Origin of the sequence: Microbacterium sp. M3, assembly GCF_033548675.1 — a bacterium.
Lineage (GTDB): Bacteria > Actinomycetota > Actinomycetes > Actinomycetales > Microbacteriaceae > Microbacterium > Microbacterium arthrosphaerae.
Genome location: NZ_JAWTZT010000002.1, coordinates 623687 through 636654 on the forward strand (window position 1 = coordinate 623687; position 12968 = coordinate 636654).

Below are 12968 nucleotides of genomic sequence, written 5' to 3' on the forward strand. Positions count from 1 at the left end.
AGAGCGCTCGGCGTCTGCCCATCACGCGTGCGCGTCGCCCACCTCGGCACCGGCTCGGCGCGTGCCCACGACCAGCAGCCGGGCGCCGAGGATCGTCGCGACGACGATGAAGACGCCCGCCGCGACGAACGGCAGCCGGAGCGAGCTCTGCGCCGCCCATCCGCCCAGGATGGTGGCGAGGGGGAACATGCCCCAGGTCAGGGTGCGGATGATCCCGAGCACGCGCCCGAAGAGGCGCGCCGGCACGATCTGCTGTCGCAGCGCTCCCCACGGGACGTTCCACACCGAGATCGAGAAGGCGCCGAACGCGTACGCGATGCACGCGGAGAACACTTCGGGAGCCAGACCCGTGAGGCCGAGGCCGAGCGCTGCCCCCACGTTCGCGCCGAGCATGACGCGCCCGCGGCCGAAGCGCTCGACGAGCCGGGGCGCGACGAGCGACCCGAGCAGCGCTCCGACGCCGATACCGGCCGTGACGAAGCCGATGGCGTACTCCTGCACGGCGAGGTCGTCGAGGAAGAACAGCAGCGTGGCCGCCTGCGCGAACGACAGCGCGCTGCCGACGAGCGACGTGTACAGCGTCATCGCACGCAGGTATCTGTGGTGCCAGAGGTACGAGATCGCCTCACGAGCCGAGGTCCGCGACGGCGCCGACGGTGCGGGAACGGGCTCCGCCACCGCCGCGCCCGCCGCGACATCCGGCGCGTCCGGGTCGGCCACTCGCACCTCTTCGCGGAGCGGTCGCGCCGCCGCCACCGGAAGCAGCAGCGCCAGAGCGATCGGGATAAGGTACCCGGCGGAGCCGATCCACAGCGGCAGCGCCAGCGAGACCGCGAACAGCACACCCGCGATCGGCTGGGCGACGAACATGTCGATGGTGATCTGCGCAGCCTGCATCCGGCCGTTCGCGCGGTCCAGCTGCGGCCGCGTCACCACGCCGGGGATGACGGCGTTCGTGGCGTTGTCGAAGAGGGTCTCCCCCAGGCCGGAGACGAGCGTGCCGACGAGGAGCGCCCACAGCTGCAGTCCACCCGTGGCGGTGAGGATCGAGAGCCACAGCGCCACACCGAAACGCAGCACGTTCGCCGCCGCCATGATGACGCGCCGGTCGAAACGGTCGACGATCATGCCGGCCGGCAGCCCGAACAGCAGCCACGGCAGGAACGCCAGCGCCCCGATGACCGAGATCGCGAGCGGATCGCGGGTGAGCGTGGTGGCGATGAGCGGGACGGCGGTGCGCCCGATGCCGTCGGCCAGATTGCTGAAGGCGGCGGCCGTCCACAGCTTGCCGAAGTCGCGTCCGAGCGGCGTCCGCGGCGGGGTGGCCGACGGCTGGTCGAGCACCCCGGTGCGGGCGGGGTCGCTCATCGCGGGAGGATCCCGATCGCGCCGCGCGCCTCGGCGTCGCGCCGGCGGCGGATGACGGCATCCTGCTCCGCGAGCGCGCGGCGCGAGCCGGAGCCGGTCCGTCGCTCGAGGCGGACCACGACGAAGCCGTTGAGGGCGGATGCCGCACGCAGCAGGGTGCGCTCGAATCGCGTGGGAGACGAGGGGCTGAAGGAGAGGGTGGCGCGCTGGGCGGCGGTGATCGTGCTCATGACTGTTCTCCGAGTTGCGGGAGCGGGAAGAGGTCGGCCCGGATGGTCACGGGCCGCACGTTCTCGCCGGTCTGATTGCGGTGGCTGTCGACGGTCTCATCGATGAGGGCCATGATCTTGAGCGCAAGCTCTTTGCTCTGCTCGGGCGTGAGGCGGGTGTTCGCGGTCGAGATGAGCGTGCCGTCTTTCCACTCGTCGTCCTCGCCGCTGAAGCCGCGGTTCACGAAGTCGAGGAGCTGGTCGTTGCGGTTGCGCAGGAACTCGTTCATCACGACCTGGGTCGCCGCCCGGCCGGCGGGTGTGGCCATGGCGTCCGGGTTCGTGAACGTGACACCGCCCAGGGGCCGCTCCCACCAGCGCTCCCGCCCGGTGCCGCGGTCCTCCGCCTCGCGGATGAGATCGTGCTTGGCGAGTGCGCGGAGGTGGTAGCTGGTCGAGCCACTCGACTCCCCCAGGCGCTCCGCCAGCGAGCTCGCAGTCTGCGGCCCGTACTGGCTGAGGATGTCGTAGATCTTCACCCGCAGCGGGTGGGCCAAGGCCCGAAGCGCGCCCGTGTCGAGCACACGGTCGCCGTTGTGACGCTGCTCGGTCCGGGCCATCGCCTCGGCGGTCGCATCGGCCTCGTTGTCTGCCATGACCTCAGAATAGAACTGCAAAGGCTTCTTTGCAACCAATTCTTTGCAATCGTGTGTTTGCAAAAGGATGGCGGCATGATGGCTCGGCATGGTTAGGCTGTACGCCATGCCCCACGAGAACCCGCTGCTCGCCTCCTCCGGACTTCCCTATGGTCTGCCCGACTACGCCGCCATCCGGCCCGAGCACTACCTGCCGGCCTTCGCTGCGGCGTTCGAGGAGCATGCGCGGGAGGTGGCCGCGATCACGCGCGTGCGTTCGATGCCGACCTTCGAGAACACCCTCGTGCCCCTCGAGGAGAGCGGGCGGCTGCTCGGTGATGTCGCCCGCACGTTCTACACCGTGTCGTCGGCCGACGCGACGCCCGAGATCCAGGCCATCGAGGAGGAGCTCGCTCCGCTGATGTCGGCCCACCAGGACTCGATCCAGCTCGACTCCCAGCTGTTCTGGCGCATCCGCACCATCCACGATGAGCTCGATCGCCTCGACCTCTCCCCCGAGCAGCGCTATCTCGTCGAACGGCACTACACCGAGATGTCGCACGCGGGGGCCGGGCTCGACGACGCGGCCAAGGAGCGGCTGACGGCGCTGAACCAGCGCCTGTCGACACTCACCACTCAGTTCGAGAAGAACCTCCTCGCCGATACGAACGAGCTCGCGGTGGTCTTCGACGACGAGGCCGAGCTCGACGGCCTGGCGGAGGGCGAGCTCTCCGCCGCGGCGCAGGCGGCCGCCGACCGTGGCCTCGAGGGCAAGTGGGTGGTGACGCTCACCCTGTTCACCGGCCACCCCTACCTCTCGAGCCTCACCCGACGGGACGCCCGACGTCGGCTGCTCGAGGCCTCGCGGTCGCGCGGCTCTCGCGGTAACGAGAACGACAATCGCACCACACTCCTCGAGATCGTGCGCCTGCGTGCCGAGCGGGCGGCCCTGCTCGGCTACGGCTCGCACGCGGCGTACATCACCTCCGACGAGACAGCTGGGTCGCCGGAGGCGGTCCACGACCTGCTGCGCAAGCTGGCCGTGCCCGCCGCCCGCAACGCGCTTCGCGAACAGCGGATGCTCCAGGCGATCGTCGACCAGGAACCCGAATCCTTCGCTCTGGAGGCGCACGACTGGGCCTTCTACACCGAGAAGGTGCGCGCCGCGGAGTACGACCTCGACCGCGCAGCGCTGCGCCCCTGGTTCGAGGCGGAGCGCGTGCTGCAGGACGGCGTCTTCCGCGCCGCGACCGACCTGTACGGGGTCTCCTTCACCGAGCGGCCGGACCTCGGGGGCTACCACCCCGACACCCGGGTCTTCGAGGTGCACAACGGCGACGGCTCGGCGCTGGGGCTGTACATCCTCGACCTGTACACGCGCGACACCAAGCGCGGCGGCGCATGGATGAACTCGATCGTGCTCCAATCGCGTCTGCGCGGGACCGCACCGGTGGTCGTGAACAACCTCAACGTTCCGAAGCCTTCTCCGGGACGCCCGACGCTCCTCACACTCGACGAGGTGACGACGCTCTTCCACGAGTTCGGACACGCCCTGCACGGTCTGTTCGCCACGGTGACCTATCCGCACTTCGCCGGGACGAACGTCTTCCGGGACTTCGTCGAGTTCCCGAGCCAGGTGAACGAGATGTGGATCTACTGGCCCGAGATCCTGTCGTCCTATGCCCGCCACATCGAGACCGACGAGCCCCTCCCCGCCGACATCGTCGAGAAGCTGCACGCGTCCGAGGCCTTCAACCAGGGCTTCGCGACCAGCGAGTACCTGGCCGCAGCGTGGCTCGACCAGGCCTGGCACTCCCTGTCGGTCGACGAGGCGGCCGGCGATATCGACGTCGCGGCGTTCGAGGCATCCGCTCTCCGCGAGATCGGCCTCGACAACCCGGCCGTTCCCACGCGCTATTCGTCCACGTACTTCGCGCACGTCTTCTCGGGCGGCTACAGCGCGGGGTACTACTCCTACATCTGGAGCGAAGTGCTCGACGCCGACACCGTCGAGTGGTTCCGCGAGAACGGGGGGCTGCGCCGTGAGAACGGCGACCGGTTCCGCGATCGCCTGCTCGGCGTCGGCGGGTCGAAGGATCCGCTGGAGGCCTATCGCGACTTCCGCGGACGGGATGCCGAGATCCAGCCGCTCCTCACGCGCCGAGGCCTCGCCGACTGAGCCCGGCAGTCGGGCTGCGGCTGCTGCGGCTCACAGCAGTCCGATCTCGCGGGCGAAGGCCCGCGCCCGCGCCGCCATGGCGTCGGGCACCTCGGCCACGGCGAAGTGCCCGCCTTCCTCCAGGCGGTCGAAGGTGCGCAGGTCGCGGTAGAAGCGACGCGCCAGCGACTCCGGGTAGTCGCCCTCGTGACGCTGGATGTGCACGGATGCCGGAACCACGACGGGCGGCATCGCGTCGGGCTGGTCGGCACCCTCGTAGTACGGGCGGAACGACGTGCCGATGCTCCGGGTGGTCCAGTAGATCATGGCTTCGGTGAGGATACGGTCGCGTGAGATCAGTGTCTCCACGGCACGGGGGTCGTCGTCGGGCGTGTCGCTCCATTCGGCGAGCTTCTCCGTCAGCCACGCCAGCAGCCCGGCGGGCGAGTCGTTCAGGGCGGCCGCGAGGGTGTCGGGACGGGTCGCCTGCACGTGGCCGTACGCGCCGTGAGGACCGCCCCACGCGTCGAGCCGCGCGAAGAACGCGACCTCGTCGGGCGTCGTGAGCTCGGCCCGTTCGGCCATCGCCGGGAAATGCGAGTGCGTGACCAGGATCCCAGCGACCGCATCGGGATACGAGCCCGCGATGAGGTCGTTCACGTTCGCCGACACGTCCTCGCCGTAGGTCAGGTAGCGCTCGTAGCCGAGCACCTCGGTCATCAGCGCGTGCATCGTGGCGGCGAGGCGCGTCTCGGTCATCGGGCCGTCGGAGTACGCCGTCGAGTAGGCGAAGCCGGGGAAGCTCGGAACGACGACGTGGAAGTCGGGCAGGAGGTCGGCGAAGTCGAGCTGCAGCGCGAAGGTGTGCGGCCAGCCGTGCATCACCAGGAGGGCCGGTGCGTCGTCGCGGGCCGACCGCAGGTGCGCGAAGTGGACCGCGCTGTCACCGATGTCGGCGATGAACTGCGGATGCCGGTTCAGCCACGCCTCGCGTGCGCGCCAGTCCCACGTGCGCCAGGTCTCGACGAGTTCGGCGAGGTAGTCCGCGCTCATTCCCGCCGGGGGTCGTCGCGGCGAGTCGGGAAGCGGCCGGAACCGTGCGAGTCGCTCGCGGAGGTCGGCGAGGTCGGCCTCGGGCACGTGGATCGAGAAGGGCCGGATGCTCATTCCGGCAGGTTAGGCGTCGCCTCCGACATCGCGTGCGGCAGCCATCAGCGACCTCGTGCGGGCGAACGTCGGCACCCGGATGTTCGCGAGGCCGGTGACGGTCGTGCCGGTGGCGACGTCGTGCCGGCTGACCGCGGTGACCCCGTGGTCGCTGCCGGCGATGACGAGATCGCCGGCGTCGTGCCAGACGCCGCGGCCGTAGCCGATCCCGTCCCCGGTGTCGGGCGTGACGGACTCGATGAGCAGGGCCACCAGATCGGGTGGGACGATGCGCCCGCCCAGGAGGGCGAGCCAGAAGCGATGGAGGTCGCCGACCGTGGAGTGCGCGCCGCCGTCGCCCGAGCCGAGGACGGGGAGCTCGAAGACGTTCGTACGGCCGTCGTCCTTGTAACCGGTCGCCGTGCCGACCGGCAGCAGATCCGATCGCGGGAAGGTCGAGGCCGACATGCCCGCCGGCTCGAACACCGTGCGTGTCACGAACTCGGCGAACGGTGTGCCCGAGACCCGCTCGGCGATGACGGCGAGCACGACGTAGCCGCTGTTGCAGTACGAGAACCGCTCACCCGCGGCGAACTTGGTGGGGAAGCCGTCGAGCAGCGGCAGATAAGCCGGCGTGGAGTCGAGCACCTGCACCGGAAGCGAGAGCGGCGCGAGATCGTCGAGCTCCTCGTCGAGGTAGTCGCCGATCCCGGAGGTGTGGGTCAGGAGGTGATCGATCGTCACGTCGTCCGCGATCAGCGGCAGATCCTCACCGAGGACGTCGCGTGCCGCGGTCTCGAGCGAGAGCACGCCCTTGCCCACCAATGACAGCACGCTCAGGGCGGTGAAGGTCTTCGTGCCGCTCGCGAGGCCGAAGCGGGTCTCGACGGTGTTCGCCGCCTCGGACGTGCGATCCGCGAGGCCGAGCGCCCACTCCCCCAGCACGTCGTCGCCACGACGCGCGCTGACGACACCGCAGTAGTCGTCGAGGTCGGGAGTCAGCTCGGCCATGCGGCGCTCATCGATGAACCGGCGACCCGATGTCAGGCGCTCTTGCGCTTCTCGCGGAGCACGAGGGTCGGGGGCGCGCCCTCGTCGACGGAGGCGCGCGTCACGATCACCTTGTCGACGTCGTCAGTCGACGGGATCTCGAACATGATCGGGCCCAGCACGTCCTCGAGGATCGCGCGGAGACCCCGGGCTCCGGTCTTGCGGGCGACGGCGAGGTCGGCGATCGCCTCGAGCGCCTCGCGGTCGAACTCGAGCGTGACGCCGTCGAGCTCGAACATGCGGTGGTACTGCTTGACCAGCGCGTTCTTGGGCTCGGTGAGGATCTCCATGAGGGCCTCACGGTCGAGCGGCGAGACCGACGCCACGACCGGCAGGCGGCCGATGAACTCGGGAATCAGGCCGAACTTGTGGAGGTCTTCGGGCTGCACGTCGCCGAAGAGGTTGAGGTCTTCGTCCTTGCGGTGCAGCGAGGCGCCGAAGCCGACACCGTGCTTGCCCACGCGCGAGGAGATGATGTCTTCCAGCCCGGCGAACGCGCCGGCCACGATGAACAGGACGTTCGTCGTGTCGATCTGGATGAACTCTTGGTGGGGGTGCTTGCGTCCGCCCTGCGGCGGAACCGACGCCACCGTGCCCTCGAGGATCTTCAACAGGGCCTGCTGCACGCCCTCGCCCGAGACATCGCGGGTGATCGACGGGTTCTCGGCCTTGCGGGCGATCTTGTCGACCTCATCGATGTAGATGATGCCGGTCTCGGCGCGCTTGGTGTCGAAGTCGGCGGCCTGCAGGAGCTTCAGGAGGATGTTCTCGACGTCCTCGCCGACGTAGCCCGCCTCGGTGAGAGCGGTGGCGTCGGCGACGGCGAACGGCACGTTGAGGCGCTTCGCGAGGGTCTGGGCGAGATAGGTCTTGCCACACCCGGTCGGGCCGAGCAGCAGGATGTTGCTCTTGGCGATCTCGACCTCGTCGGCGCGCTGCTCGGCCGACTGGATGGTGCCGTGCGCGCGGACGCGCTTGTAGTGGTTATAGACGGCGACCGAGAGAGCGCGCTTGGCGTCGTTCTGGCCGACCACGTACTCCTCGAGGAACGCGTAGATCTCGCGCGGCTTGGGAAGATCGAAGTCGGCGACCACGCCCGACGAGGACTCGGCCATGCGCTCTTCGATGATCTCGTTGCACAGTTCGACGCACTCGTCGCAGATGTAGACGCCGGGTCCGGCGATCAGCTGCTGGACCTGCTTCTGGCTCTTGCCGCAGAAGGAGCACTTGAACAGGTCGGCACTCTCCCCGATGCGTGCCATGCGGCTCCTCCTCGTCACGAAGGGGGCTCGCCCCCCGGCTGTTCTCCGAGCCTAATAGCTGACGCCGACATGCGGTGGCATTGCGACGCACGTTGTGGAGTGCCGGGGTTTCGCGGTGAGCGGACGCGCCCCTGACGTGCACGACGACGCCCCGCCGACCGCGGATGCGGTCGACGGGGCGTCGGGGTGGCCGCGCAGCGGCGGATGCTACTTGGTGAGCGCCGCCTGCTGGCCGCGCTTGCGCGTGGTGAGCACCTGGTCGACGAGGCCGTACGCGACGGCCTCCTCGGCACCGAGGATCTTGTCGCGGTCGATGTCCTTGTTGACCTCTTCCACGCTCTTGTTCGAGTGCGCGGCGAGGGTCTGCTCGAGCCACGTGCGCATGCGGAGGATCTCCTGCGCCTGGATCTCGATGTCGGACGCCTGACCGTGGCCCGCCTCGCCCATCGCGGGCTGGTGGATGAGGATGCGGGCGTTCGGCAGCGCCAGGCGCTTGCCCGGCGCACCGGCGGCCAGCAGCACGGCGGCGGCGGAGGCCGCCTGGCCGAGCACGACCGTCTGGATCTGCGGCGACACGTACTGCATGGTGTCGTAAATCGCCGTCATCGCGGTGAACGAGCCGCCGGGCGAGTTGATGTACATCACGATGTCGCGGTCGGGGTCCTGCGACTCGAGCACGAGCAGCTGCGCCATGACATCGTCGGCCGAGGCGTCGTCGACCTGGACGCCGAGGAAGATGACGCGGTCCTCGAACAGCTTGTTGTACGGGTCCTGGCGCTTGTAGCCGTAAGCCGTGCGCTCCTCGAACTGCGGCAGGATGTAGCGGCTGCCGGGCATCTGAAGGCCCTGAGGCGCCATCGGGGCGCCGCCGAAGGTGGGGGTCTGCATTCCGGGTTCTCTCTCTTTCGCCTTCGGGCCGTCAGCTGTCGGTGGCGGTTCCGCCGCCGCCGATGACATCGGTCGCGGACTCGCGGATGTGGTCGACGAAGCCGTACTCCAGCGCCTCCTCGGCACCGAACCACCGGTCGCGGTCGCCGTCGGCGTTGATCTGCTCCACCGACTTGCCGGTCTGCTTCGCGGTGATCTCGGCGAGACGCTTCTTCATGTCGAGGATCAGCTGCGCCTGCGTCTGGATGTCGCTCGCCGTGCCGCCGAAGCCGCCGTGCGGCTGGTGCAGCAGCACCCGGGCGTTCGGCGTGATGTAGCGCTTGCCCTTCGTGCCCGCGGTCAGCAGCAGCTGTCCCATCGAGGCGGCCATGCCGATGCCGACCGTGACGATGTCGTTGGGCACGAACTGCATCGTGTCGTAGATCGCCATGCCGGCCGTGATCGAGCCGCCGGGCGAGTTGATGTAGAGGTAGATGTCCTTCTCGGAGTCCTCGGCGGCGAGAAGCAGGATCTTGGCGCAGATCTCGTTGGCGTTCTCGTCACGCACCTCCGACCCCAGCCAGATGATGCGGTCCTTCAACAGCCTGTCGAAGACGCTGGTCGCGACAAGTGGTTCGGCCATGTGTACTCCTGTTTCCTTGGGTCGCCAATGAATCTACCGGGGCGCCGCGAGCGACCCGCCCGTGTTCGCCCTGGGCAGATCAGGAGCCCTCGGCGCCCAGCTCCATGGCGTAGGAGGTCACCGAGCGCCGGTAGCGCGTGAGGTGCGGGGCGAGGGCGAGAAGGGCGACGGATGCCGCTTCCCGCGGCTTGCCCGATGAGACGAGGGCGAGCGACAGGAACGCGGCGGCCTCGTCGCGCAGCGGCGAAGCGGGATCCCGCGCCACTTCGCCGCGGAGCATCGCGACGGCCTCGTCGTGGCGGCCGAGGTTGCGCAGCGTGCTGGCCAGCTGGATCACGGCCTGCGGGCGGTGCTCGTCGTCCAGTCCGGCTTCGAGCGCGGCGCGGTACAGCAGCTCGGCCTCGGCCTCCCGCCCGGCGGCGTCCCGGGCTCCGGCGCGTTCGAACAGGGCGCGCCCGTCGCGGGTCCCACGCTCCGCCCCGAGGGCATCGATGCGGGCGATTCTCTCGTCGTCGCCGAGCGCGTCATCTGCCCAGATCGCGGCGACACGGGCTTCCCAGTCCTCGGGCATGGTCCTCCTCAGACGGATCGGGGACGGATGCCCGCGGCATCCGTCCCCGATCGATCACTGTCGAGCAGCGATCACTCCTTCTCGGCGGCAGCCTTCTTGGCCGGAGCCTTCTTGGCGGCCGGAGCCTTCTTGGCGGCCGGCTTCTCGGCGGCGGCCTCGTCGGCGTCGGCCGCGGCGGCCTTCTTCGCGGCGGGCTTGCGCGCGGGCGCCTTCTTGGCGGGCTTCTCGGCCTCTTCGGCCTCGATCACGGCGTCGGCGTCGGCCGCGGCATCCGCGATCTCCTGCGCCTCTTCGACGACCTCTTCCTCGTCCTCGGTGGCGACGAAGCCGCTCAGGTCCACCGGGTTGCCGTTGGTGTCGACGACCGTGACCTTGCCGAGCGCGACCGCGAGGGCCTTGTTGCGCGCGACCTCCCCGATGATGGCGGGGAGCTGGTTGCCCTCCTGCAGCGCGTTGACGAAGTCCTGCGGAGCCATGCCGTACTGCGCGGCCGACTGCACGAGGTACTGCGTGAGCTCGTCCTGCGAAACCTGCACGTCGACCGTCTCGGCGATCTTGTCGAGCAGCATCTGCGTCTTGAACTGCTTCTCGCTCGCCTCGGCGACCTCGGCGCGGTGGACGTCGTCCTCGAGGCGGCCTTCGCCCTCGAGGTGGTTGTGCACCTCGTCCTCGATGAGCTGCGGCGGGACGGGGATCTCGACCTGCTCGAGCAGCGTCTCGATCAGCTTGTCGCGCGCGGCCGATCCCTGCGTGAAGGCACCCTGCTGGCCCACGCGCTCCTTGAGGCTGTCGCGCAGCTCGGCGATGGTGTCGAACTCGCTCGCGATCTGCGCGAAGTCGTCGTCCGCCTCGGGCAGCTCGCGCTCCTTGACGGCCTTGACCGTGACCGAGACCTCGGCCTCTTCGCCGGCGTGGTCGCCGCCGACGAGCTTCGAGCGGAAGGTGGTGTCCTCACCGGCGGTGAGCGAGTCGATGGCCTCGTCGATGCCTTCGAGCAGCTCGCCCGAGCCGACCTCGTACGACACGCCCTCGGCGCGGTCGATCTCGGCGCCGTCGATCGTCGCGACGAGGTCGAGTTCGACGAAGTCGCCGGTCGCGGCGGGGCGGTCCACGGTCACGAGCGTGCCGAAGCGGCCGCGCAGGCGGTCGAGCTCCTCGTCGATCGCGGCCTCGTCGACCTCGATGGCGTCGACCTCGACGGTCGTGCCCTCGAAGGCGGGCAGGTCGAACTCGGGGCGCACGTCCACCTCGACCTCGACCTCGAGGTCGCCCGAGAAGTCCTTCTCGTTCGGCCACTCGGTGACCTCGGCCGACGGGCGGCCCAGCACGCGCAGCTCGTTCGCGGCGACGGCCTCGCGGTAGAAGGTGTCGAGGCCTTCGCTGACGGCGTGCTCAAGCACCGCGACGCGCCCGATGCGCTGGTCGATGATCGGCGCGGGCACCTTGCCCTTGCGGAAGCCGGGGATCTGCACGTCCTGCGCGATGTGCTCGTACGCGTGCTTGATCGACGGCTTGAGCTCGTCGGGGCTGACCGTGATGTGCAGCTTCACCCGGGTCGGGCTGAGCTTCTCGACGGTGCTGTTCACCATGCCTGTTACTTCTCCTCTATCGGACCGCGCGAGGACGCGGCGGTGCAAGGTCTGGGTTCGGAATTCTTCAGGGCCGATCGTCGGGGCGACAGGATTTGAACCTGCGGCCTCCCGCTCCCAAAGCGGGCGCTCTACCAAGCTGAGCTACGCCCCGGGCGGGTTCGCACGCGTACGCGCGCCCTTGTTGCACTCCGAAGAGCACAGCGGCCCCGAGAAGTCTAGCCGACCCGCCCGGGCACCGCCTGCGATGCCGGGTTGCGGGGTCACGTGCCCTAGACTGTCGGATGCCGCGGCTCGCCGCTGCGGGGATGTAGCTCAATGGCAGAGCCTCAGTCTTCCAAACTGATGGTGCGGGTTCGATTCCCGTCATCCCCTCCATTCGCCCCCGTGGGCCGGCCAGGCGGCCAGGCCGCGGGGGCGTTGCCGTGCACGCCGCGGCACGGCCCGCGGACGACCGGCGCGGCATCCGGGCGACACGACACGGGTTCACGCGATCCGTACTACAGCTCACCCGGCCCGGCGCGGCAGACTGGGCATCGCACGACCGATGCGTTCCAGGAGCCGCCATGAGCACGCCGTCACCCTCGTCCTCGCCGGGCAAGCCTCGCAAGCTGCCCCGGCGTCCCGCGTCGAGCCTCGCGGAGAAGTGGACCCGCATCGACGACGTCGACGTGTTCTACCGCGAATCGCCGCGGCCGCCGAAGGACGCCCGCGTCATGGCGCACGTCCACGGCTTCGGGCTCTCGGGTCGCTACCTGCTGCCGACCGCCGAGATGCTCGCCGACGAGTTCCACACCTACGTCCCCGACCTCCCCGGTTTCGGACGCAGCGGCAAGCGCCGTGACATGCTCGACATCCCCGACCTCGCCCGCGCCGCCGTCGATTTCTTCGACGACCGCGGTGTCGAGAAGGCCACCCTCGTCGGCAACTCGATGGGGTGCCCCGTCATCATCGAGTACGCGCACACCTACCCCGACCGCATCGATCGTGCCGTGCTCGTCTCCCCCGCCGGCGGGGCGTTCAACCAGCCGCTGCGCCGGGCCATCCGCCAGCTGTCGGCCGACGCACCGCGCGAGCCCACGCGCATGGCGCGTGTCGCGGTCCCCGACTACGTGCGCTTCGGCGTCCCCAGCACCATGCGCATGTTCCGCGCGCTGACGCAGTATCCGTCGCTGCAGCGTCTGCTCGAGATGCGCATACCGACGCTCGTCGTGCTGGGCGAGCGCGACCCGCTGCTCCCCCACGCCCATCGCGTCGACGAGGTGGCCAGCCAGACCGACAGCCACGTGCTCGTCGTGCTGCTCGAAGGTGCGGCCCACGCGATCAACTTCAGCCACCCGGGCCAGCTCGCCCACGTCATCCGCCTCTTCATGGACGACAAGCCGATCGACAACGATCCGGCGTGGCCCGGCCACGTGCGGCTGTACGAGGTCCACCGCGGCAAGCACCACCCGCCGGCGCAGGGCTGAC

General features: G+C 69.5%; 12 protein-coding genes and 2 tRNA genes. 3 read left to right on the forward strand and 11 right to left on the reverse strand.

Annotated features, from left to right (window positions below; all coding sequences use genetic code 11):
- Nucleotides 1-21 precede the first annotated feature (21 nt).
- Genes R8Z57_RS08235 through R8Z57_RS08245 form a run of 3 tightly spaced genes read right to left on the reverse strand, consistent with a single transcriptional unit; the run spans nt 22 to nt 2233 of the window.
- Nucleotides 22-1368 (reverse strand): MFS transporter, encoded by a 1347-nt coding sequence (locus R8Z57_RS08235; RefSeq protein ID WP_318353274.1) that lies wholly within the window; start codon nt 1366-1368, stop codon nt 22-24.
- Nucleotides 1365-1598 (reverse strand): hypothetical protein, encoded by a 234-nt coding sequence (locus tag R8Z57_RS08240; RefSeq protein WP_318353275.1) that lies wholly within the window; start codon nt 1596-1598, stop codon nt 1365-1367. Before R8Z57_RS08240 ends, R8Z57_RS08235 begins: the two co-directional genes overlap by 4 nt.
- Nucleotides 1595-2233 carry a helix-turn-helix domain-containing protein gene (locus tag R8Z57_RS08245; RefSeq protein ID WP_318353276.1) on the reverse strand — a complete coding sequence of 213 codons (639 nt, stop codon included), beginning with the start codon at nt 2231-2233 and terminating at the stop codon, nt 1595-1597. The genes R8Z57_RS08240 and R8Z57_RS08245 overlap by 4 nt, the downstream gene beginning before the upstream one ends.
- A 106-nt stretch (nt 2234-2339) precedes the next feature.
- Here R8Z57_RS08245 and R8Z57_RS08250 point away from each other — a divergent pair, with 106 nt between their 5' ends.
- On the forward strand, nt 2340-4391 hold the full coding sequence (locus R8Z57_RS08250; RefSeq protein ID WP_318353277.1) for a M3 family metallopeptidase: 2052 nt from the start codon (nt 2340-2342) through the stop codon (nt 4389-4391).
- A gap of 30 nt (nt 4392-4421) precedes the next feature.
- Here R8Z57_RS08250 and R8Z57_RS08255 read toward each other — a convergent pair whose 3' ends face one another.
- The 8 genes from R8Z57_RS08255 to R8Z57_RS08290 form a co-directional block, all read right to left on the reverse strand.
- The gene (locus R8Z57_RS08255; RefSeq protein ID WP_318353278.1) at nt 4422-5537 is read right to left on the reverse strand and encodes an epoxide hydrolase; all 1116 of its coding nucleotides are present in this window, start codon (nt 5535-5537) and stop codon (nt 4422-4424) included.
- 9 nt (nt 5538-5546) lie between these two features.
- Entirely contained in the window at nt 5547-6527 is a 981-nt protein-coding gene (locus R8Z57_RS08260) for a serine hydrolase domain-containing protein (protein WP_318353279.1), read from the reverse strand.
- Nucleotides 6528-6559: 32 nt separating this feature from the next.
- Nucleotides 6560-7828: an ATP-dependent Clp protease ATP-binding subunit ClpX gene (gene clpX, locus R8Z57_RS08265; protein WP_318353280.1), complete on the reverse strand. Its 1269-nt coding sequence runs from the start codon at nt 7826-7828 to the stop codon at nt 6560-6562.
- A 207-nt stretch (nt 7829-8035) separates the two neighbouring features.
- Entirely contained in the window at nt 8036-8716 is a 681-nt protein-coding gene (locus R8Z57_RS08270) for an ATP-dependent Clp protease proteolytic subunit (protein WP_318353281.1), read from the reverse strand.
- A gap of 31 nt (nt 8717-8747) precedes the next feature.
- A complete protein-coding gene (locus tag R8Z57_RS08275) occupies nt 8748-9338 on the reverse strand; it encodes an ATP-dependent Clp protease proteolytic subunit (RefSeq protein ID WP_109211173.1) in 591 nt (196 codons plus the stop codon).
- Between the two features lie 79 nt (nt 9339-9417).
- Nucleotides 9418-9909, reverse strand: a complete 492-nt coding sequence (locus R8Z57_RS08280; protein WP_318353282.1) for a tetratricopeptide repeat protein — start codon at nt 9907-9909, stop codon at nt 9418-9420.
- 71 nt (nt 9910-9980) lie between these two features.
- Complete coding sequence (gene tig / locus R8Z57_RS08285) at nt 9981-11498, reverse strand: trigger factor (RefSeq protein WP_318353283.1); 1518 nt, start codon at nt 11496-11498, stop codon at nt 9981-9983.
- A gap of 80 nt (nt 11499-11578) precedes the next feature.
- Nucleotides 11579-11652, reverse strand: a tRNA-Pro gene (locus R8Z57_RS08290).
- Between the two features lie 150 nt (nt 11653-11802).
- Between R8Z57_RS08290 and R8Z57_RS08295 the strand changes: the two genes are divergently transcribed.
- A tRNA-Gly gene (locus R8Z57_RS08295) sits at nt 11803-11876 on the forward strand.
- Between the two features lie 188 nt (nt 11877-12064).
- A complete protein-coding gene (locus tag R8Z57_RS08300; RefSeq protein ID WP_318353284.1) occupies nt 12065-12967 on the forward strand; it encodes an alpha/beta fold hydrolase in 903 nt (300 codons plus the stop codon).
- Nucleotide 12968: the final 1 nt, after the last annotated feature.

What these genes read in the sequence shown, in the direction of transcription:
- R8Z57_RS08235 (WP_318353274.1), bottom strand. Translation starts at nt 1,368, where the DNA reads ATGAGCGACCCCGCCCGCACCGGGGTGCTCGACCAGCCGTCGGCCACC.
- R8Z57_RS08240 (WP_318353275.1), bottom strand. Translation starts at nt 1,598, where the DNA reads ATGAGCACGATCACCGCCGCCCAGCGCGCCACCCTCTCCTTCAGCCCC.
- R8Z57_RS08245 (WP_318353276.1), bottom strand. Translation starts at nt 2,233, where the DNA reads ATGGCAGACAACGAGGCCGATGCGACCGCCGAGGCGATGGCCCGGACC.
- R8Z57_RS08250 (WP_318353277.1), top strand. Translation starts at nt 2,340, where the DNA reads ATGCCCCACGAGAACCCGCTGCTCGCCTCCTCCGGACTTCCCTATGGT.
- R8Z57_RS08255 (WP_318353278.1), bottom strand. Translation starts at nt 5,537, where the DNA reads ATGAGCATCCGGCCCTTCTCGATCCACGTGCCCGAGGCCGACCTCGCC.
- R8Z57_RS08260 (WP_318353279.1), bottom strand. Translation starts at nt 6,527, where the DNA reads ATGGCCGAGCTGACTCCCGACCTCGACGACTACTGCGGTGTCGTCAGC.
- clpX (WP_318353280.1), bottom strand. Translation starts at nt 7,828, where the DNA reads ATGGCACGCATCGGGGAGAGTGCCGACCTGTTCAAGTGCTCCTTCTGC.
- R8Z57_RS08270 (WP_318353281.1), bottom strand. Translation starts at nt 8,716, where the DNA reads ATGCAGACCCCCACCTTCGGCGGCGCCCCGATGGCGCCTCAGGGCCTT.
- R8Z57_RS08275 (WP_109211173.1), bottom strand. Translation starts at nt 9,338, where the DNA reads ATGGCCGAACCACTTGTCGCGACCAGCGTCTTCGACAGGCTGTTGAAG.
- R8Z57_RS08280 (WP_318353282.1), bottom strand. Translation starts at nt 9,909, where the DNA reads ATGCCCGAGGACTGGGAAGCCCGTGTCGCCGCGATCTGGGCAGATGAC.
- tig (WP_318353283.1), bottom strand. Translation starts at nt 11,498, where the DNA reads ATGGTGAACAGCACCGTCGAGAAGCTCAGCCCGACCCGGGTGAAGCTG.
- R8Z57_RS08300 (WP_318353284.1), top strand. Translation starts at nt 12,065, where the DNA reads ATGAGCACGCCGTCACCCTCGTCCTCGCCGGGCAAGCCTCGCAAGCTG.